The sequence below is a fragment of the Paraburkholderia sp. IW21 genome, assembly GCF_041321145.1.
In the GTDB taxonomy this organism is placed as follows: Bacteria; Pseudomonadota; Gammaproteobacteria; order Burkholderiales; family Burkholderiaceae; genus Paraburkholderia.
The window spans coordinates 146,349-167,360 of the sequence record NZ_JBGGWA010000012.1; the positions used below are offsets into that span (position 1 = coordinate 146,349).

Genomic DNA, 21,012 nt, shown 5'->3' on the forward strand with positions numbered 1-21,012 from the left:
TCGGAGTTCGCGCTATTCTAATAGTGTTGACGCCGCATGTGGGCGGACGCTCGCCGGAGACGAGCACGGCCTCGGCCGGCAATCTGGCCAACGCCCGGCGCCAGGTTGCGGGCGAGGCGGTATTGACGCCGATCTGGCGATCTACAGCCGCACGCCTGTCGCTTTCTGGCCCAGCCTACCGCTCTTCTTCACGCCCCGGACGGGCGCCGATGTATTCGTACTCTTCGGTATTCAGCCGTGAAACCCGCAGTTCGACGGCGCTGCGATGATACGAGTAGGCGATACGCCGTACCTCCAGCAGCGGCGCGCCGACGCTCACGTCGAGCTGCGTGCTTTCCAGGGGGTTCGCCAACGCCACGCTCACGCGTTCGTCGGTCTCGACCACGTTGATGCCGAAAACATCCTGGTAAAAGTTGTAGAGCGTATTGGGCCGGTTGCGCAGTTTCGCCTCGGTGAGACCTGGAAAATGGGCTTCCGGAATGGTGATGTGCTCGATCACAACCGTCTTGCCGTGCAGCGCCAGGCCGTTGACGAACTGAAATATGCGCGCGCCGGTTTCTATGCCGAGCGCCGACGCCACCTCGCGGGAGGCCCGCGCTTTTTTAAAATCGATCAGCTTGACGGTGGGGTAGGCCTTGTCGCCGTCGCGCCGGACGATGCGAAAGAAACGGAAAAAATGCCGGTCGCGCTGGTGCATGGACACAAAGGTGCCCAAGCCCTGATGTCGGATCAGAATGTTCTCGGCACACAGTTCGTCGATTGCCTTGCGCAGTGTGCCGATGGATACGCCGAAGCGCTCGGCGAGCCGTTTTTCCGAAGGAATGCATTCGCCGCCTTTCCATTCGCCAGCCGAAAGCGCAGCCAGGATCGCGCTCTTGACCTCCTTGTATCGCGTGCCGCCCAGTGCGGACGGATTGATGGCGAGCGTACTCATGAAGACCCCTGAAGGACGCGAGGCGCGCGACGCCGCTCGCAAAGATTTAAACCTTCTCCAATTTTAGCTGACAAACTCATCTAGTACATCTAGATGAGCTAGTTTTTTGTAAGCTGTCGCACCATCGGCGGGCTCCCCGTGATGCGCGGCACCGCTGCGCTCTGCGCATGTGAAAGGAACCCTTGTCCTTGAACCAAGAATTACTGGCTTTCAACCGCGCGCGCACCGCTTTAACCTGACGTTCAGCCAGTATCTTTCAGCCAAACAATTGGGCATTTCAATCCCCCTATGCAAGCAACCGTCAGCGACCTGTTGAGCGTGCGCGTTTGGCGCGGAGCCGAAGACGGCGCGTTCGAACCGTTCGAGGTGCCGCGCCGCGCCAGCCAGACCGTGCTGGACGTCGTCACGCACATTCAGCGCCATATCGACGCCACGCTGTCTTACCGGTTCGCGTGCCGCGTCGGCATGTGCGGTTCCTGCGCCATGACCGTGAACGGCCGCGCGCGTTGGACCTGCCGCACGCATGTGACGAAGGTGCTGCGGCATCCGGGCGACGTGCTCGAAATCGCGCCGCTGAATCACTTGCCGATCGTCAAGGATCTGGCGGTCGACATGACTGATTTCTTCGACAAATGGCGCGATGCGAAGGGCTACTTCGCTGGCAGCCGCGACCGCAGTGCGCCCCTCGAAGTGATCGATCCGGCTTCGCCCCAACGGCAGGCTGTGGACGCGGGCATCGAATGCATCGGCTGCGGCGTCTGCTACGCCAGTTGCGATGTGGTCGGCTGGAAGCCGGATTATCTTGGACCGGCCGCGCTGAACCGCGCATGGACGCTTGTCAACGATGTGCGCGACGTTCAGCAGGGCGCTCGCCACGACGCCGTGGCGACCGATGCGGGCTGCCATTCCTGTCATACCCTGGGATCGTGCACGGAACGTTGCCCGAAGGCGCTTTCGCCGACTGCCAGCATCGCCGGTCTCAAACGCGCGGGACGGGCTCAGCCCAAAGGCGGCCCGCGATGAATCGGAGCCTTGACGGCTGGTGGCTGCAACGCTTTTCCGCGATGGTGCTGACGGTGTGTGTCACAGTCCATCTGGTGACCATGATCTGGGTCGTGCACGGCGGGTTGCGCGCGGCGGATGTGATCGCGCGTTTGCACGGCAATCTCGTGTGGGGCGCGTTCTACGCGCTGTTCGTGATCGCGGCGGCGACACATGTGCCGGTGGGCTTGCGCCGTATCGCGGATGAATGGCTGAACTGGCGCGGCGCGTGGGCCGTGCGCGTCAGCATGGCGATCGGCGTCGTACTGGCTCTCGCGGGCTTGCGCGCGGTTTACGCGCTGATTGCAGGAGCCACCGCATGAATACGAGCGCCAGCACCCGTTCGCGAGCGGTGACGCCCGGCCGCAAGCTCGATTTCCGGGCACGGAATCATCCGGCGTGGTGGGCTTTTCTGGTTCATCGTCTATCCGGTCTCGCGCTGGCGTTCTTCCTGCCCCTGCATTTCTGGGCGCTCGGCACCGCACTCAATGGCGCCGCGCGTTTCGAATCGTTCCTCGTCGTAACGCGCTCGCCGGCGTTCGTCGTCGCGGAATGGGGACTGGTGACGCTGCTCGGGGCCCATCTGATCGGCGGCGTGCGGTTGTTGCTGATCGAGTTCCGACCGTGGAGCGGCTTGCGCAAGGATCTCATTGCGCTGACGGCGGGTGGCGCGTTCGTCATCGGCATGGCGTTTGCGCTCTCGCTGACGCTGTGAATGCGTGTTTGAAGAGGCCTGAATGGAAACGACGACAAGACTCAAAACGGATTTCATCGTGGACTACTCGCTGATCGAAGAGATTGCGAAGACCCTGTATATCCGCTCGCTCAAGCAGCTTCCACCGGACATCAAGGAAGGCATCGCGAAGCTTGAGGCGGGCGAGCGGAACGACACCGCGCGGCGCGTGCTCGGGACGATGCGGCAGAACATCGTGGTGGCCGAGCAAGCCGACAATCTGCTCTGCCAGGACACGGGGCTGCCGATCTACAACATCACGATCGGGCAGGGCGTGCAGTTCGACGGCATGCGCCTGAAGGCTGCGCTTCGCAGCGGCTGCGCACGCGCCACGCGTGAGCATCCGCTGCGTTCTTCCGTGGTTCATCCGCTCACGCGCCATAACGAGCAGAATTCGTGCGGCGCGGAGGTGCCCGTGATTCACGTCGATTTCGACGATACCCCGGGATCGCTCTCCATCGAAATGATTCCGAAAGGCAGCGGTTCGGAGAACAACTCTTTTCTGCGCATGGCGATTCCGGCTGAAGGTGTCGATGCGATCCGTCAATTCGTGATCGATTGCGTGGTCGATGCGGGCGGCAAGACCTGTCCGCCGACAATCGTGGGTGTGGGCGTCGGCGGCACCTCGGATCTGTGCGTGGCGCTCGCCAAGCGCGCGGCCACGCGGCCGCTCGGCACGCATTGCCGCGATGAACATGGCGCGGCGCTCGAGCAGCAGATGTCGGCGGCGGTCAATCAACTGGGTGTCGGACCGCAAGGACTGGGCGGCGATGCGACGGCGTTCGCGGTGCATGTCGAACTGGCTGCCACTCACATCACGATGAACCCTGTCGCCGTGAACATGCAGTGTCATTCGGCGCGGCGCGCGCGCGCTACGGTAACCGCGAACGGAGTCGAGTATGGCTACTGAAACGCCCGCCACCGGCACGCATCACACGCTCGATATGCCGGCGAGCGAAGCGCAGATTCGTGCCTTGCGTATCGGCGACACGGTCACGCTCAACCGCACGCTGTTCGGTATCCGCGACGCGACCCAGATTCACATGTTCGATCACGGCCGCACGACCCGCTTCGACCTGCGCGGCCACGCGGTGATCCATACGGCGCCGAACGTGCGGCGCGTCGAGGTGTCGCCGCAACATCCGGCAGGCTACGAACCGGTGTGCATCGGCACGACGACGTCAGCGCGCATGGAGCGCTTCACGGCGCCCTTGATGCAGACCTGCGGTGTGCGCGTGGTGATCGGTAAGGGCGGCCTCGGCGCTGCATCGAGTGCCGCGTTCGTGGAATTCGGCGGTGTCTACCTTGCGATCGTAGGCGGCACGGCGGCGCTCGAAACCACGTGGATCGAGCAGATCGAGGACGTGGATCTCGACGACCTCAATCCGGAGTCCCTCTGGCGTTTCCGGATTCGCGGCTTCGGGCCGCTGCTGGTCGCGATGGACAGTCATGGCGGCAGCCTCTACAACGCAGTCCAACAGAACACGCGTACCCAGCGCGATGCGGTGCTCGCGTCGCTCGGCATTCGCGTCTGAGACGCATTCGGGAACACGATTCCATGAAACAGTTCGAAACCGACATTCTGATTCTGGGCAGCGGCGGCGCTGGTCTGTTCGCCGCGCTGCACGCACAGGCCGCCGCGCCGCAATTGCGCATCACCGTGGCGGTGAAAGGGCTGCTGGGCAAATGCGGTTGTACGCGTATGGTGCAAGGCGGCTACAACGTCGCGCTCGCGCCGGGCGATTCGATCGAGCGGCACTTCATGGATACGATCGAAGGCGGCAAGTGGCTCTCGAATCAGGACCTGGCGTGGATGCTGGTGACGGGCGCCGTCGAACGGATTCGCGAACTCGAAAACGAGCTGGGCTGCTTCTTCGACCGCAATCCGGACGGCTCCGTGCGGCAGAAGGCGTTCGCCGGGCAGACTTTCGACCGCACCGTGCACAAGGGCGATCAGACCGGCATCGAGATCATCAACCGGCTGGCGGAACAGGTGTGGGCGCGCGGCATCGACAGGTTGGAAGAATATCGCGCGGTGGAGTTCATTCGCAGCGTTGACGGTGCATCGCTCGCCGGCGTACTGATGATCGACATGCGCAGCGGCGAGTTCGTGTTTGTCCGCACGCAGGCCGTGCTGCTGGCAACCGGCGGCGGCCCGACCATGTATCGCTATCACACGCCGAGCGGCGACAAGAGTTGCGACGGCATGGCGATGGCGTTGCGCGCGGGGCTCACGCTGCGCGACATGGAAATGGTGCAGTTTCATCCCACCGGTCTGCTGGCCGGCGCCGACACGCGCATGACGGGCACCGTGCTCGAAGAAGGCTTGCGCGGCGCGGGCGGCTATTTGCTGACCGGCGCGGGCCAGCGCTTCATGCAGAATTACGACTCGCGTGCTGAACGCGCGACACGCGACGTGGTCTCGCGCAGCATCTTCCGCGAACTGCGCGCAGGGCACGCGACGCCCAATGGCGGCGTCTATCTGCAGATGCATCACCTCGGCGCGGACAGCGTGCGTCAGCGTTTCAAGGGCATGGTCGAGCGCTGCGCCGATTGCGGTTTCGATCTGGCGGGCGGTCTCGTCGAAGTCGTGCCGACCGCGCACTACATGATGGGCGGCGTTGTCTTCGACGAAAACTGCGCGACCACGCTGCCCGGGCTTTTTGTGGCGGGCGAGGATGCAGGCGGAGTGCACGGCGCCAATCGCCTCGGGGGAAACGGCGTCGCGAATTCGACGGTGTTCGGCGGGATCGCGGGCGATACGCTCGCGGCCTGGGTGCCGCGGCATGGCCGTTTCGCCGACGCCGATACGGATGCGATCAACGCGGCGATGGCCCAGTGCAATCGTCCACTGCACCAGCCACGAGGCAATCTCGAAGCGATCCGCGAGGCGCTCGCCGAAGTCATGTGGAACGACGTCGGCATCCTGCGCGATGCCGAGGGGCTCGAGCGTGCGAGGCGCCAACTCGGGGAACTGGAAACGCAGCTCGATCAGACTGGCATCGACGGCCGCGACTTGCGTTTCAATCTGTCCTGGCATGACTGGATGAACCTGCGCAATCTGATTCTCGTGAGCCGGTCGATCACGGAGTCCGCGCTGCTACGGGAGAATTCACGAGGTGCGCATTATCGCGAGGATTTTCCGGAAGCGGGCGATCTGGCGTCTTCCGAATACATGTGCTTGCGGCTCGAGGGCGACACGTTCGACACGAGCCGCCAGCGCGTTCAGTTCACGCGGGTTCGTCCAGGTGAATCGTTGCTCGATGAAGAGAACTCGGCCGTGTCGATGAAATGACGCTTCACGGCATCCGTGAACGCTTGCCGCGAATGATCGCGGCGTTCGAGCAGACCGACCCGGCGCGGCGTGATGCGCTCGGGCAAGGGCGTGACTTGCAATCCCGAGTCGCGGGTCCAGTTCGCGTTGGCGAGGAGCGGCACGATCGACACGCCGAAGCCCCGCCGCACCATCTCCGAAATGGCTTCGATCGAATTCAGCTCCATGATTTCGTCGCTGGCGAAGCCCAGTTGCCGCAGCGCATTGTCCACCAGCACGCCCGTCCATGTGTTGCGATCGAAGCGAATGAAGGGCTCTTCGAGCAAGGCCTCGATTGACGCATGCGGGACGCCGGCGGGCGAGATAAACACCATCGGTTCGCTATACAGCACGGTCCACTGGAGCGCGGCAGGCAGCGCGGCAGGCGATTGCGTGACGATCGCCGCATCCAGTTCGCCGCTTTCCACGCGTGCCGCGAAGTCGCTCGACAAACCGGTGAACAGCTTCAGATCGAGGCGTGGATAGCGCTGCTTGAGCTTGAGCATTGCATCGGCGAACGCGCCCATCAGCGAGGAAACGAGGGCGCCGACGCGTACTGTGCCGGATAGCTCCCCGGCGTCGCCGGTTGCGAGGATCTGCCGGTAATTGGCCACCAGTGTTTCCGCAAGCGGCAGCACCGCGCGGCCTTGCGCGCTGAGCGACACCGAACGCGCGGCCCGATCGAACAGCACAAGGTCGAGATCGCGCTCCAGCGAGCGCATCTGCAAGCCCACGGCGGCCTGCGTGAGACACACTTCTTCAGCGGCAGCGGCGAATGAACCGTGCCGCGCCACCGATAGAAAGGTTACGAAATAGCGAATCGCGCTCACGGCGTCTTCCGTCTCAGTCTTACTGCATGCCCCAGCGCTTCACGGTATGACGCTCCAGCACGCGGAAAATCAGGTTCTCGACGGCGAGCCCGATCAGGATCACCGTGAACAACCCGGCAAATACATTGGCGATATCGAGCAGATTCTTGTTCTCGTAGATGAACCAGCCGAGGCCGCCGGAACCGGAACTGACGCCGAATACCAGTTCGGCTGCGATCAGGGTGCGCCATGCGAAGGCCCAGCCGATTTTCAGGCCGGTCAGGATACTCGGAAATGCCGCGGGCACGAGAATCTGCCACACGTAACGTCCACCGCGCAGACCATAGTTGCGGCCGACCATCTTGAGCGTGTTGCTCACCGAGAGAAATCCCGAGTGCGTATTCAGCGCCACCGACCACGTCACCGAATGAACCAGCACGAAGATCAGGCTGCCGTTGCCGAGACCGAACCAGATCAACGCGAGCGGCAGCAGCGCGATCGCGGGCAGCGGATTGAGCATCGAGGTCATCGTCTCCAGAAAGTCGGTGCCGATGCGCGAGGTGATCGCCGCTGCCGTGAGCAACGCCGCCAGTACGATTCCGCAGGCGTAGCCGATCAGCAGGACATGGATCGACGCCCATGCCTTGCCCGGCAACTCGCCGCTGGCGATGCTTCTGAAGAAAGCTTCAATGGTTGCGCCAAAGGTCGGAAACAGCAGGGGGTTATTCAGAATCCGGCCATAGATCTCCCAGGCGCCCGCGAGCAGCACCAGAATGATCAGCTTGCGAATCCATGTCTGGTTATAGAGCCGCTCGAACGTCGACAGGGGTTTTTCGACGACGCTGAACTCGCGCGTTTCAGCAGGCTCGCGGACCACCTCGGAGCGTGGCGCGACGGGTGGGGCAGTGCGTTGGCCGGAGCCGCCGTGGGTAAGCATGTCAGACATTTTCCGCCCTCTCGATCTCGTCTTCGAACAACATGCGCTGGATGCGCTTTTCCAGCGCAATAGCGGCTTCCGGCGTGGTCGCCGTTTCAAGTTCGGCCTTGACCTGGCCGGGATGGGGCGATAGGAGCAAGATGCGGCTGCCGATCTTGATCGCCTCGGGAATCGAGTGTGTGACGAACAGCACCGTGAAGCGCGTTTCGTCCCACAGCGCGAGGAGTTCGTCCTGCATCTTGCGCCGCGTCAGGGCGTCGAGCGCGGCAAACGGTTCGTCCATCAGCAGGATGTCGGGCTCCATCGCCATGCCGCGCGCAATCGCGACGCGCTGCTTCATGCCGCCCGAGAGCGTATGCGGATAGCTGTCGGCGAACGACGACAGATTGACCTTGTCGATGTAATGCATCGCGCGCTCTTCGATCTCCTTGCCATGCAGCCGGCGCGATGCTTGCAGCGCGAACATGACGTTCTGCCGGACCGTTTTCCATGGCAGCAACTGGTCGAACTCCTGAAACACCATCATCCGGTCAGGACCCGGCCGGGTGACCGTTTTGCCCTTGAGCGAGATCGTGCCTTCGGTCGGCGCGAGGTAGCCGCCGACGCTCTTGAGCAGGGTCGACTTGCCGCAGCCCGACGGCCCCAGCAAGACAAAACGATCGCCCCTGAATACTTCGAAATCCACCCGGTACGTCGCCATCACGAGGGTTTTCGGCGTCTTGTACTGCAGCGTCACACCGCGCACGGCAAGCAGCGGCGAGGTGTCGGGGTAAGGCGTGGCATGGGTCGCGGCGCGCATGTCAGCTTCCTTGCGAGGATTGAGCGGTGGGGAAGAACAGGTCCTTCCACGATTGCGGCCTGGCCTTGATGAGCCCGGTGCGAGCCATGAAGTCCGCGTACTTCATGGTGTTCTGCGGCACGGTGGTGAACGACACGTCGGGCGAGGTGATCATTTTCTCCACTTCGTCGACGGTACTCTTTTCCTTAGATATCCGCAGATAGGCGACAGCGGCCGCGTGCTTGTCATGGTTGATCCAGGCTTCCGCTTCGTTTAACGCGTCCATGAAGGCCTTCGTCAGTTTCGGGTTCTCCTGATAAAAGCGCCCCGTGCACCAGACCAGATTGAAACTCGATTTGCCGCCGAGCACGTCATACGAATTGAGCACGGTATGCACATTCGGTTTTTGCAGTTCCTGTTCCTGGAACGGCGGCGAGCCGAAATGGGCGGTGACCTCGCTGCCCCCGGACATCATGGCCTGCTGCGCGTCGGGATGGGAGAGCGACACGGTGTATTTATCCAGCTGGCCCTGGTTGCCCGCGCCGAACACCTTCTCCGCGGCCATCTGCAAGGTGATCGCCTGGATCGACACTTTGGCCGCGGGCAACGCGATCTTGTCATGACTAGTGAAGTCTTTCAACGTCTTCACTTTCGCGTCAGTCGTATTGAGCAGCAGCGGCATTGAGTTGATCGCGGACAGCGCCTTGACTTCGACCGATGTTCCCTTGGTGCGCGACCACAGCAGGACGAGCGGCGCGACGCCGCCCGAGGCGATCTGCAGCGAGTCGGACAGTAGCGCGTCGTTCATCACATTGCCGCCGGCGAACTCTACCCACGATACCTTCAGGTCCTTGATGCCCATCTGCGCCGCGTGTTTCTGGAGGAGCTTCTGGTCCTGCATGATCATGAGCGGCAGATAGCTCACCCCATATTGCCGCGCGATCTTTACTTCGCTGAGTTCCGCCTGGGCGGGTCCTGCGGCGAGCATGCCGGACAGCAGGCAGCTCACACCGATCATTCGAAACACACTCTTCACGTTCATTGCTGGCACACCCTATGGTTGTGGAGCGCCGGGGAGGCGCACGTGGGAGAAAAAAGCGAAATCGAAACGGACGAGCAGGCCTTTACCGCGAACGGGCGGGCGGCCGGGCGCGTGCCGGATATGGATGCGGGAACGGATGCACAAGCGCTTGGGCGCGGGACGGCGGATACCGCGTGGGCTCAAACAAGGCCCACGGCGTGACGAGAGGGGCAAGCATCATGCGTGTCTCCTTTGGCCGGCCGTGCGTCGTGCGCGCACTGTATGCCGGTATGCGTTCAGCGCTTTTCCCGGTACATGAGAAAGCGTGGTTGCGCTGCTTCTAGTGACCTTGTTATTTAGGTCATCTGTATGAGTGGTGAGTCTAGGCCATGATTCGCGTGAAAGCAAACTGGTGAAAACGCGGCATGCCTTCGTCAGCCGCTAACGGCGGGCGTCTACTGGAAAACACTCATCTAAGACATATAGATGACCTAGTTGACATACGCGGACCTGCCGCCTAATATCGCTTCACAGCAGCGCGTTTGACTCGCTGCCCCGCGGGACGCACACCGCATTCAACACACGAACGGAGACGCTAATGAGCAATCCCACGGCAGACATCAACGGCACCGCGGCTGCGGGCGCGACGCCTGAACGCAAGACGATTCACATCGTGCTGCACGAGGCGAAAGACACAGTCGGCGTGGCAGTCATCGAGGGCATCAAGGCGGGTACGCAACTCAATGCGTGGATCATGGACGACGACGAGATCGTGACGTTCCTGGCCAAACAGGACATTCCTATCGGTCACAAGGTGGCGCTCAAAGATATGGCTGTCGGCGACACGGTGTTCAAGTACGGCGTGGATATCGGCAAGGTGGTGGCGCCGATCAGCGCAGGCGAGCACGCCCACGTGCACAACATCAAGACGAAGCGCTGGTAAGCGGCGCTTCGTCCGTACCGAGCGTTGCTACTTTTTCCGAATTGAATCGAGCCGAACCGAAACCGAACGAGAGACACACCATGAGCGTGATTGATCTGGATACGACTTTCCGCGGCTTTCGTCGCGACAATGGCCGCGTTGGCGTGCGCAACCATGTGATCATCCTGCCGGTCGACGATTTGTCGAACGCCGCGGCCCTGGCCGTCGAAAACAACATCAAGGGCACGATGGCGTTGCCGCACCCGTATGGGCGGCTGCAATTCGGCGCCGACCTCGACCTGCATTTCCGCACGTTGATCGGCGCGGGCAGCAATCCGAACGTCGCGGCGGTGATCGTGATCGGCATCGAGGAAGGCTGGACCAAACGTGTGGTCGACGGCATCGCGAAGACCGGCAAGCCGGTGATGGGCTTCGGCATCGAACTGCATGGCGACCACGACACCATCATGCGCGCCTCGAAGGCGGCGAAAGAAATGGTGCAGTACGCCACGTCGCTCGATCGCGAGGAATGCCCGATTTCCGATCTGTGGGTCTCCACCAAATGCGGCGAGTCGGACACCACCTCGGGCTGCGGTTCGAACCCGACGGTCGGCAATGCTTTCGACAAGCTGTACGGCCTCGGCACCACGCTGGTATTCGGCGAGACGTCCGAGATCACCGGCGGCGAGCAGATCGTGGCCGCGCGCTGCGCTAACGACGGCGTGCGCGAGCGGTTCCAGTTCATGTTCGACCGCTATCAGGAGATGATCAATCGCTGGAAAACGGACGACCTTTCCGAGTCGCAGCCGACCAAGGGCAATATTGCGGGCGGTCTGACGACCATCGAGGAAAAGGCGCTCGGCAATATTCAGAAGATCGGCAAGAAGTGCATGGTGGATGGCGTGCTCGACAAAGCCGAGGAGCCGACGCATGCGGGCTTGTGGTTCATGGATTCGTCGTCGGCGGCGGCCGAAATGGTGACGCTGTGCGCAGCCTCCGGCTTCGCGGTTCACTTTTTCCCGACGGGCCAAGGCAACGTGATCGGCAATCCGATTGTGCCGGTCATCAAGATCTGTGCAAACCCGCGTACGGTCCGCACGATGGGCGAACATATCGACGTGGACGTCACCGGCATTCTGCAGCGCGAGCAGAACCTCGACCAGAGCGGCGACAAGCTGCTCCAATGCATGCTCGCCACAGTAAATGGCCGTTTTACGGCGGCGGAAGCGCTTGGGCATCGTGAGTTCGTGTTGACCCGTCTGTTCGAAAGCGCCTGATTCCGGCGGCCGGGCCGCTCCGGGACCCCGGTAAGGATCGGAGCGGACCTTAACAGATGCGCCATGCTGGCACGAGAGGGTAAGTTCGCTCGTCGCGCGACGAGTCGCGGCCGCGCTCGCAGACTGAAACCCCACAACAAGGAATACTCGATGGCCCGTCTGTTACCGGAGGCGCTCACCACGCTTGCAATCAATGCGCTGCGCAATGCCGGCGCGTTGCAGTCCATCGCCGAATCGACCGCGCGCGCGCTCATCTATGCCGATCTGCGCGGCCTGTCGTCCCATGGCGTGTCGCGTCTACCGATGTATTGCGCGCAGTTGCGCAATGGCCGCGTCGATCCCGCGGCGCAGCCCGTGATTGTCGCGGACCGCGGCGCCGCCGTGCTGATCGACGGCGCGGACGGTCTTGCCTATCCGGCCTGCGATCTCGCAATGTCGACCTTGACCGAACGCGCGCGGCAATACGGCAGCGCGGTGGCGGGCGTGCAGCGCAGCCACCACTTCGGCGTGGGTGCGGCCCATCTGGCCGCGCTCGGCGCGAGGGGTCTGGTCGCGCTCGCCTTCAGCAACTCGCCCGCGGCCATGCCCGCATGGGGCGGCCGCCGCGCGCTGTTCGGCACCAACCCGATCGCCGCCGTGTTCCCGCGGCGCAACGGCGTGCCGCTCGTGATCGACCTCGCGCTCTCGGAGATCGCCCGCGGCAAGATCGCGCTCGCCGCGCGTGACGGCAAACCCATTCCCGAAGGCTGGGCGACCACTCGCGACGGCCAGCCGACCACCGACGCCCGCGCGGCGCTCGACGGCATGATGCTGCCGTTCGGCGGGGCCAAGGGGGCGATGCTCGCGTTGATCGTCGAGTTGCTGGCGGCCGCGTTGACGGGGGCGAATTTCGGCTACGAAGCGGGGTCGTTTCTGACGGAAGAGGGCGAGCGCTCGCGCATCGGCCATCTTTTCTGGGCGATCGACCCCGGCGCGTTGACCGGCGACGAGACCTATCTGTCGCGCGTGGAAGCGTTGATCGAGATGATGCTGATGGATGACGACGTGCGGCTTCCCGGCTACCGGCGAGAACGTCTCGCGGACGCGGCACAAGATGAAGGCGTCGAGATTCCGGACGCGCTGATCGCGCAATTGAAGGGAAACTGAAACCATCAGCGCAGCGGATAGTTTCTCTCACAAATCGTGATTTCCCTTGTGGGCCCGCGGCGAATAGGATGGTCGATATCGAATCAACACCGCTTCGACACAGCCGGAGCAGCGACGGAGATCCCGCATGGAACACCAGGCCCGGACGCAGGACGAACGGCTCGAGGTCAAGACGACCACGTGCTACATGTGTGCCTGCCGCTGTGGCATTCGCGTGCATTTGCGCGAAGGGGAGGTGCGTTACATAGACGGCAACCCGGAGCATCCGCTCAACCAGGGCGTGATCTGCGCAAAGGGTGCCTCGGGCATCATGAAGCAGTACTCGCCCGCGCGCCTGACCCAGCCGTTGATGCGCAAGGCAGGTGCGGAGCGGGGCAGTGCGCAGTTCGAACCGGTGTCGTGGGACGTTGTATTCGATCTGCTCGAAAAGCGCCTCGCCCACCTTCGCGCCACCGATCCGAAAAAATTCGCGCTGTTTACCGGCCGCGACCAGATGCAGGCGCTCACCGGTCTCTTCGCCAAACAGTTCGGCACGCCTAATTATGCGGCGCATGGCGGCTTTTGCTCGGCCAATATGGCAGCCGGCATGATCTATACGATCGGCGGCTCGTTCTGGGAGTTCGGTGGCCCGGATCTCGACAGTGCCAAGCTGTTCTTCATGATCGGCACGGCGGAAGATCATCATTCGAATCCGCTCAAGATCGCCATTTCGAAGTTCAAGCGCGCGGGCGGACGCTTCATCGCGATCAATCCGATCCGCACCGGCTATGCAGCGATTGCCGACGAATGGGTGCCCATCAAGCCCGGGACCGACGGTGCGTTGTTCATGGCGTTTCTGCACGAACTGATCGCGGCTGACGCCTGGGATCACGAGTTCGTGCGCCGCTATACGAACGCGGCGGAGCTTGTCGATCTCGACGAAGCCAGCGAAAACTTCGGCCTGTTCGTGCGTGACCCGGACCGGCCGGCCGGCAATCCGCTGTTTCCGCAGAATCATCTCTGGTGGGACGCGGAAGCCGCGCGCGCGGTGCCGCATCACGCGCCCGGCGTGACGCCCGCGCTCGACGGACGTTATACGCTCGACGACGGCACGCCGGTCACGCCGTCGTTCGCCTTGCTCCGCGAACGGGTGGCCGATTGCACGCCCGAGTGGGCCGCTGCCATTACAGGCATCGCGGCTGACACGATCCGTCGCCTCGCCGGTGAAATGATCCAGACCAGCCGCGACCACCGGATCACGCTGCCGATCCGCTGGACCGACGCGTGGGGCGAGACGCACGAGACCGTCACCGGCAACCCGGTCGCGTTTCATGCGATGCGCGGGCTGGCCGCCCATTCCAATGGCTTCCAGTCGATTCGCGCCCTTGCGGTGTTGATGTCGATGCTCGGCACGATCGACCGTCCGGGCGGCTTTCGTCATAAGTCGCCGTTTCCGCGCGCCGTGCCGCCGTCGGCGAAACCGCCGAACAGCCCTGACGCCGTCAAGCCGAACACGCCGCTTGCAACCGGACCGCTCGGCTGGCCCGCTGCGCCCGAAGATCTGTTCATCGACGAAAACGGCGGCCCGGTTCGAATCGATAAGGCCTTCTCCTGGGAATATCCGCTCGCCGTGCACGGCCTGATGCACAGCGTGATCACCAATGCGTGGCGTGGCGATCCGTATCCCATCGACACATTGATGATTTTCATGGCCAACATGGCGTGGAATTCGTCGATGAATACGATGAAGGTGCGCGAGATGCTCGTCGACAAGCACGCCAACGGTGAGTACAAGATCCCGTTTCTCGTGGTGTGCGATGCGTTCCAGTCGGAGATGACGGCGTTCGCCGATCTCATCCTGCCGGACACGACCTATCTCGAACGGCACGACGTGATGTCGATGCTCGACCGGCCGATCTCCGAATTCGATGGTCCGATCGATTCGGTGCGGGTACCGGTCGTGCCGCCGACGGGCGAGTGCAAGCCGTTCCAGGACGTCCTGATCGAACTCGCCTCGCGGCTGAAGTTTCCGGCCTTCACGACAGCCGAAGGCACCCGGCGCTTTCGCGACTATCCCGACTTCATTATCAATCACACCACGGCGCCCGATTCCGGCGTCGGCTTCCTGATCGGCTGGCGCGGCAAGGACGGCGACAAGGCGCTGGTGGGCGAGCCGAATCCGCAGCAGTGGGAACAGTATGCAAAGAACAATTGCGTGTTCCATTACCGGTTGCCCGAGACGTTCCAGTACATGCGCAACTGCAACGGGCCGTATCTCGACTGGGCGGTGGAAAAAGGCTTCCGTAAATTCAAAGAGCCGATTCTGATTCAGCTTTACTCGGACGTCATGCAGAAGTTCAGGCTCGCCGCGCAGGGCCGCACGAGCGGCAGGCAGCCGCCCGAGCATCTGCGGGCGCGGGTTGAAAAGTATTTCGATCCGCTGCCGTTCTGGTATGCACCGCTCGAAAGCGATTCCACCGATCTCGCGCGTTTTCCGCTCGCTGCCGTGACGCAGCGGCCCATGGCGATGTATCACTCGTGGGACTCGCAAAACGCGTGGCTGCGGCAGATTCATGGCGAGAACTATCTCTACATGAATCCGCTGATGGCTGCCGAGAACGGTATCGCCGACGGCAGCTGGATCTATGCGGAGTCCCCATGGGGCCGCGTGCGCTGTATGGCGCGCTTCAGCGAAACGGTGGAACCGGGGACGGTCTGGACGTGGAACGCGATCGGCAAGGCGTCGGGCGCGTGGAACCTCGGTGCGAACGCAAACGAATCGCAGCGCGGCTTCCTGCTCAATCACCTCATTACCGACGAGTTGCCCGGTCGCGACGAAACGGCCGCGCGCTTCTCGAACTCGGATCCGGTGACAGGCCAGGCCGGGTGGTACGACGTGCGCGTGCGCATCTATCCGGCCGAAGCGGACGCGCGTCACACGCTGCCGCAGTTCGACGCCATGCCTGCGTTGCCGGGCTCGAACGGCGTGATATCGCGAATCGTGCAGACCTATTTCGCGGGGCGCGGCGAATTCGCGGCGCGGCTGCGAGGGGCCGGGCGCAAGTAGGAGACGTGTCGCGCGCGAGCAGTGAACAAGCAGCACGCGCGGCGCGCAGGTAGCGGACAAGTAGCGCACCAGTAGCAGATAGCTAGCGCACAAGTCACGCAAGGAAAGCAGCAAGGAGCGATTGATGACTCAGATGGCGTTGGTGATCGACCTGAACGTATGCGTGGGATGCCAGGCTTGCGTCACGAGTTGCAAGGAGTGGAATACGTCGGGTGAGTCGGGCAGTCTCGCGGATCTGAATCCGTACGACGCCGATCCGTCCGGCACGTTCTTCAATCGCGTGCAGAGCTTCGAAGCAGGCAGCTATCCCAACGCGGAGACGATCCACTTTCCGAAGTCGTGTTTGCACTGCGAGGATCCGCCGTGCGTGCCGGTCTGTCCGACCGGCGCGAGCTACAAGCGCAAGGAAGACGGCCTGGTGCTGGTCGATTTCGACAAGTGCATCGGTTGCAAATATTGTGCATGGGCCTGTCCGTACGGTGCGCGCGAACTCGACGAAGCGCGCAAGGAGATGACCAAGTGCACGTTATGCGTCGATCGTATCAATGATGAAAACCTCTCCGAGCGCGACAGGCAACCGGCGTGCGTGCTCGCGTGCCCGACCTCCGCGCGGCTGTTCGGCGATATTCACGATCCGGAGTCGGTGGTGTCGAAAGCGATCGAGGAACGCGGCGGCTATCAGTTGATGCCCGAGTGGAACACCAAGCCGGCGAACCACTACTTGCCGCGCGTCACCACGCCGGCATCCGGTTGCGGCAGCGGCGCCTGCTCGTGTAAAGACACGGGTACAGCCCTGGCGTCGCCCGAATCGCGCGACGCGCAACTCGAGCGCGGTGAACTGCATCTTGCGTCGATGGCGACGCGTATCTAAAGGACCTCGCGATGAATCCGGCTTTTTCGGTGGTTTTTCTCACTACGCTGAGCGGCGCGGCGCAGGGCCTGCTGATCGCGCTCGTCGGCGTGGAGACGGCTGCGCATCTGGGACTCGTCGTGGCCCCTGCGGATGCGCTCTATGTCACCGGCGCGGGCGTGTCGGTGTTATTGGGCGGCCTCGGACTGATCGCCTCGTTCTTCCATCTCGGGCATCCGGAACGCGCATGGCGCGCTGTCGCGATGTGGCGAACCTCGTGGCTGTCGCGCGAATGTCTATGTCTGCCGGCGTTTCTTGCTTGCGCGTTTTTCTACGGTGTCGCGCACTGGTTCGGTTCGCCGTGGTCGCTCGGCATAGGCATGCTTGGTGTGCTGGCGAGCGCCGCGTTGTTCGTTTGCTCGGCGATGATCTACGCATGCCTGCGTTTTCTACAGGAATGGGCCACACCGCTTACGCTGGTCAACTTCGTGCTGCTCGGCTGCGCCTCCGGGTTCACGCTGACGACGGCCATGACCGCGTGGTTCGCGCCCGCGCTGACGGCGGGTCTCGCGATCTGCGCATGCGTGTTGACGCTCGCGGGCTGTGCGAGCCGTTCGGCATCGCTCGTGCGCAATGCAAGATTGCGGCCGAAGTCCACCGTGCAGAGCGCAACCGGCATCAGAAACCCCAAGCTCGTGCAGGTCTCGCGTGGCTTTACCGCCGGCGCGTTCAATCTGCGTGAGTTCTTTCACGGCAAATCGGCGGGGACCCTGCGCGGGATCAAATGGGGATTCCTCGCGGCCGCGTTTGTGGCGCCTGTCGTGTTGATGGTGCTGGGCGCAAGCCTGCATTCAATCGGCGTCTCGCTCACTTTACTGGCGGCTGCCTGTCTCGTGCAGTACGCGGGTCTGGTTGCGGAGCGGTGGTTCTTTTTTGCCGAAGCGAAGCATCCGCAGAATCTGTATTACGCGCGAGTGGCCTGATGGACGGGTTTTGCACCGGCGGCCAGTTCGAATAAGGCGATGCTGGTGCGCGGGTGAGCTTAAGCGCTCACCCGCGCACCAGATCGCGCACAGTTGCTCTTTGATGCTCTGTTGCAACTTACCCGCACGCTCCGACTTCACCACATGCAGTACAGAAGTCGCAGCCGTCCTTACGGATCACCGCATTCGCACCGCACGAGCCGCATTTGCGTCCGAGCATGGTATGCAGGCCTTGCACGCCGCCGGGTTGCATCAGGGCTGTCTCATCAGCTTCGCCAGGATGCGGACGAATGCCGAAATCCGCCGGCAAAGCCGTCTCGGCCTTCATCTGCCCACGCGGCAAACGTGCCAGCATGCGTGACGGCACCTGATTGCCTTCGGCGTCGAGAAAACCGCGCCGATGCAAAATCTGCTGGATCGCAAAGGCGAGCGCCGCCACTTCTGAATCGTGCCAGCGCGGCGTGCGATGTCCGTCGAGACGTTGCACCTCGCCGAGCCGCACCTGCCCGCGATCCCACGACACCTTGCGCATATCCTGCAAGTTGCGCGCGACAAAACCGCCGCGTGCCGCAAGCGAGAGCGAACGCATCGTCGCCGTGATCCATTGCTGCGATTCGTCGCGCTGACCGGTGGGAATGAAGAACTCGATGGGGCGCTCGATGGTGACGTCTTCGCCGCCGAGCCGTCCCGTCACTTCGATGAACGACACCGCCACGTACAAGGACTTCTTGCCGGCTTGCGTGAGGTACTCGACTTTTTCGATGATCGCCGGCAACTCGCCCCTCGGCCGATGGTCGATTGCGATGCGCAACGGATCCTGATCGGTCTCGGCCAGCGTGTCGTCCGCTGGTGGCGGGCTCACGCTCAGCACGGCGCCGAGGGTTTCATTCGGGCGGTACGTGGCGAGACCCTTCAGGCCGCCTTTCCACGCGTCGAAGTAGAGGCTTTCGAACGCCTCGAACGGATAGTCCGCCGGTACGTTGACCGTCTTCGAGATAGACGTATCCACATAGGGCTGCACGGCAGCCATCATGTCGAGATGGTCGCGCGCGGACATCTCCAGCGCGCTGACGAAATAGTCCGGCAGGTTTTTGACATCGCCGCCGAGTTCGCGGTAGAGGCGATACGCGTAGTCTTCGACATCGAACGATTCGCGGCCGCCGTCGGCCATCACCTTCATGCGCGTGTAGGTCCACGAGAAGGCCGGTTCGATACCGTTCGACGCGTTGTCGGCGAAAGCGAGGCTGACCGTGCCGGTCGGCGCGATCGACAGCAAATGGCTGTTGCGGATGCCGTCGCGGCGAATCGCTTCCTTGATGTCGTCGGGCAGGCGCGACGCGAAGGTGCCCGGTTCCAGATAGCGCCCGGCGTCGAACAACTCGAACGCGCCGCGTTCGCGCGCCAGTTCCACCGACGCCCGATAGGCTTCGTCGCGCATCAGCCGGGCGATCCGCACCGCGAAGTCGCGGCCTTCCTGCGCGTTATAGCGCAAGCCGAGCATCACCAGCGTATCGCCGAGCCCGGTAAAGCCGACGCCGATGCGCCGCTTGGCGCGCGATTCGTCGTACTGCTGTTGCAGCGGCCATAGGGTGACGTCGAGCACGTCGTCGAGAAAGCGCACCTGAGTGCGGGTGCGCCTCGCGAGGCCCTCCCAATCGAACGAAGATTTGCGGCCTTTCGTTTGCGCGAACAGATCGAGCACGAAACGCGTGAGGTTCAAGGGCCCAAGATTGCAGCAGCCATAGGCCGGCAACGGTTGTTCGCCGCACGGATTGGTGGCGCGGATGGTTTCGACCGCACGCAGATTGTTGTCCTCGTTCATGCGCGAAATGAACACGATGCCCGGTTCGGCGACATCGTAAGTGGAGCGCATGATGCGCTCCCAGATCTCGCGTGCGGGCCGTTCGCTGTAGACCCACAGGCCGTCTTCGCGCTGCCGCACGTCGCCGGCGGCGCGCAACGCCGGCGAGGGGTCGGCGCGATGGACGAGCTGCCAGGGTTGATCTTCCTCGACGGCGCGCATGAACGCGTCGGTGACGCCGACCGACACATTGAAGTTGTTCCAGCGGCCTTTCGAATGTTTGGCCTCGATGAACTCGAGCAGGTCGGGGTGATCGCAGTCGAGCACCGCCATCTGCGCGCCGCGCCGCGAGCCCGCGCTTTCGACGGTTCGGCACGACGCATCGAATACGTCCATATAACTGCACGGTCCGGACGCCGATGAACTGGTGGTGTGAACGCGCGCGCCTTTAGGCCGGATCGCGGAGAAGTTGTAGCCGACACCCCCGCCGCGACGCATTGTTTCGGCCGCTTGCAGCAGCGCCACGTAGATGCCGGGGAGGCCTTGCTCGTCCACACCTTGAATCGCGTCGCCGACCGGTTGCACGAAACAATTGATGAGCGTGGCGGCGATGCCTGTGCCTGCCGCGCTCATGATGCGGCCGGCGCCAAGCGCGCCGTGCCGCAGATTGTCGACAAACAGCGCTTCTACTTTTTCTCGCAGCGCTTCCGGCTCGGCTTGGGCGATGCCATGGGCGACGCGTTTGAACACGTCGTCGGCTGATTGCTCGTCGCCTTTCGCGTATTTCTCGAGCAGGACGTCGAGCGAGAATTGTTGCGGTGCAACTAATTGGACGGGGGACGTCGCTGCGGCGCGAGCGTCCGGTGTGTCTTCTGCCATGGTATGGCCTCTAACGGCGTCGCAAGAGGCGCGGCGCAGTGGGTGGGATTGCGGGTCACTATACCCGCCGCGCGCTGGGCGGGCAGGGTGACTTAACGCAATGAGGACCACCTTAGCGCACGTGGCGAAGGGCCGCAATTGGGAGAGTTTTTTTACCTGTGATGGCGGGATTATGCTTCGGTAGCAAGCGCGCCCAGCACCTCGGCACAGATCATCGCGGACGCATTGGAAGGCGCCGGCCGCTCAGCGGGCTTGAACACCGCATCGCCGCGGCGAATCTTGCGCCGCGACACCGCGCAGGTCCCCGACGTATGCGCCGACCTCCGCCGCCATCTCTGCTCGCCATAGTGGCAGCGCCCGGGTTCGACCCAGCGGATCACCAGCGTCGTGTCGGAGCGTTCGAGAATTTCGATGCGTACGCCATTGGTTCCGTCAAGGGGGATGGACTGTAAGGTCGTCATCGTCGGCTCCGTATTATGGTCTGCCGAATGTAGTCCCCCGCGCGCCGTATAGCCATTGTGTCGCAGTTGAAACACTGTTCT

General features: G+C 63.0%; 19 protein-coding genes. 12 read left to right on the forward strand and 7 right to left on the reverse strand.

The features are described 5' to 3' along the window. Window positions 1-175: 175 nt before the first annotated feature. On the reverse strand, window positions 176-934 hold the full coding sequence (locus ACAX43_RS25955; RefSeq protein ID WP_370711335.1) for a GntR family transcriptional regulator: 759 nt from the start codon (window positions 932-934) through the stop codon (window positions 176-178). 288 nt (window positions 935-1,222) lie between these two features. Between ACAX43_RS25955 and ACAX43_RS25960 the strand changes: the two genes are divergently transcribed. Genes ACAX43_RS25960 through ACAX43_RS25985 form a run of 6 tightly spaced genes read left to right on the forward strand, consistent with a single transcriptional unit; the run spans window position 1,223 to window position 6,003 of the window. Further along, window positions 1,223-1,957 carry a succinate dehydrogenase/fumarate reductase iron-sulfur subunit gene (locus ACAX43_RS25960; RefSeq protein ID WP_370711262.1) on the forward strand — a complete coding sequence of 245 codons (735 nt, stop codon included), beginning with the start codon at window positions 1,223-1,225 and terminating at the stop codon, window positions 1,955-1,957. Then, entirely contained in the window at window positions 1,954-2,298 is a 345-nt protein-coding gene (locus ACAX43_RS25965) for a succinate dehydrogenase (RefSeq protein WP_370711263.1), read from the forward strand. Before ACAX43_RS25960 ends, ACAX43_RS25965 begins: the two co-directional genes overlap by 4 nt. Continuing rightward, entirely contained in the window at window positions 2,295-2,690 is a 396-nt protein-coding gene (sdhC, locus tag ACAX43_RS25970; protein ID WP_370711264.1) for a succinate dehydrogenase, cytochrome b556 subunit, read from the forward strand. The genes ACAX43_RS25965 and sdhC overlap by 4 nt, the downstream gene beginning before the upstream one ends. A gap of 22 nt (window positions 2,691-2,712) precedes the next feature. Next, entirely contained in the window at window positions 2,713-3,618 is a 906-nt protein-coding gene (locus ACAX43_RS25975) for a fumarate hydratase (RefSeq protein WP_370711265.1), read from the forward strand. After that, a complete protein-coding gene (locus ACAX43_RS25980) occupies window positions 3,608-4,243 on the forward strand; it encodes a fumarate hydratase C-terminal domain-containing protein (protein ID WP_370711266.1) in 636 nt (211 codons plus the stop codon). Before ACAX43_RS25975 ends, ACAX43_RS25980 begins: the two co-directional genes overlap by 11 nt. 23 nt (window positions 4,244-4,266) lie before the next feature. Next, complete coding sequence (locus ACAX43_RS25985) at window positions 4,267-6,003, forward strand: L-aspartate oxidase (protein WP_370711267.1); 1,737 nt, start codon at window positions 4,267-4,269, stop codon at window positions 6,001-6,003. Here ACAX43_RS25985 and ACAX43_RS25990 read toward each other — a convergent pair. The 4 genes from ACAX43_RS25990 to ACAX43_RS26005 are packed head-to-tail and all read right to left on the reverse strand — an operon-like array spanning window position 5,934 to window position 9,587. Further along, entirely contained in the window at window positions 5,934-6,851 is a 918-nt protein-coding gene (locus ACAX43_RS25990) for a LysR substrate-binding domain-containing protein (RefSeq protein ID WP_370711268.1), read from the reverse strand. The genes ACAX43_RS25985 and ACAX43_RS25990 overlap by 70 nt on opposite strands. A 19-nt stretch (window positions 6,852-6,870) precedes the next feature. Beyond that, complete coding sequence (locus ACAX43_RS25995) at window positions 6,871-7,776, reverse strand: ABC transporter permease (RefSeq protein WP_370711269.1); 906 nt, start codon at window positions 7,774-7,776, stop codon at window positions 6,871-6,873. Further along, entirely contained in the window at window positions 7,769-8,566 is a 798-nt protein-coding gene (locus tag ACAX43_RS26000; protein ID WP_370711270.1) for an ABC transporter ATP-binding protein, read from the reverse strand. The genes ACAX43_RS25995 and ACAX43_RS26000 overlap by 8 nt, the downstream gene beginning before the upstream one ends. 1 nt (window position 8,567) lies before the next feature. Continuing rightward, window positions 8,568-9,587, reverse strand: a complete 1,020-nt coding sequence (locus tag ACAX43_RS26005; protein ID WP_370711271.1) for an ABC transporter substrate-binding protein — start codon at window positions 9,585-9,587, stop codon at window positions 8,568-8,570. Window positions 9,588-10,164: 577 nt separating this feature from the next. Between ACAX43_RS26005 and ACAX43_RS26010 the strand changes: the two genes are divergently transcribed. From ACAX43_RS26010 to ACAX43_RS26035, 6 genes are all read left to right on the forward strand, one after another. Next, window positions 10,165-10,509 (forward strand): UxaA family hydrolase, encoded by a 345-nt coding sequence (locus ACAX43_RS26010; RefSeq protein WP_370711272.1) that lies wholly within the window; start codon window positions 10,165-10,167, stop codon window positions 10,507-10,509. Window positions 10,510-10,589: 80 nt separating this feature from the next. Beyond that, complete coding sequence (locus ACAX43_RS26015) at window positions 10,590-11,765, forward strand: UxaA family hydrolase (RefSeq protein ID WP_370711273.1); 1,176 nt, start codon at window positions 10,590-10,592, stop codon at window positions 11,763-11,765. A gap of 150 nt (window positions 11,766-11,915) precedes the next feature. Then, a complete protein-coding gene (locus ACAX43_RS26020) occupies window positions 11,916-12,911 on the forward strand; it encodes an Ldh family oxidoreductase (protein WP_370711274.1) in 996 nt (331 codons plus the stop codon). Between the two features lie 127 nt (window positions 12,912-13,038). Continuing rightward, window positions 13,039-15,957: a molybdopterin-dependent oxidoreductase gene (locus ACAX43_RS26025; RefSeq protein WP_370711275.1), complete on the forward strand. Its 2,919-nt coding sequence runs from the start codon at window positions 13,039-13,041 to the stop codon at window positions 15,955-15,957. A gap of 124 nt (window positions 15,958-16,081) precedes the next feature. Beyond that, complete coding sequence (locus tag ACAX43_RS26030) at window positions 16,082-16,828, forward strand: 4Fe-4S dicluster domain-containing protein (RefSeq protein WP_370711276.1); 747 nt, start codon at window positions 16,082-16,084, stop codon at window positions 16,826-16,828. Between the two features lie 11 nt (window positions 16,829-16,839). Next, a complete protein-coding gene (locus tag ACAX43_RS26035) occupies window positions 16,840-17,790 on the forward strand; it encodes a dimethyl sulfoxide reductase anchor subunit family protein (RefSeq protein WP_370711277.1) in 951 nt (316 codons plus the stop codon). A 118-nt stretch (window positions 17,791-17,908) separates the two neighbouring features. Here ACAX43_RS26035 and ACAX43_RS26040 read toward each other — a convergent pair whose 3' ends face one another. After that, window positions 17,909-20,470, reverse strand: coding sequence for an adenosylcobalamin-dependent ribonucleoside-diphosphate reductase (locus ACAX43_RS26040; RefSeq protein ID WP_370711278.1), 2,562 nt, complete (start codon window positions 20,468-20,470; stop codon window positions 17,909-17,911). A 170-nt stretch (window positions 20,471-20,640) separates the two neighbouring features. Beyond that, window positions 20,641-20,931, reverse strand: a complete 291-nt coding sequence (locus tag ACAX43_RS26045) for a DUF3331 domain-containing protein (protein ID WP_370711279.1) — start codon at window positions 20,929-20,931, stop codon at window positions 20,641-20,643. Window positions 20,932-21,012: the final 81 nt, after the last annotated feature.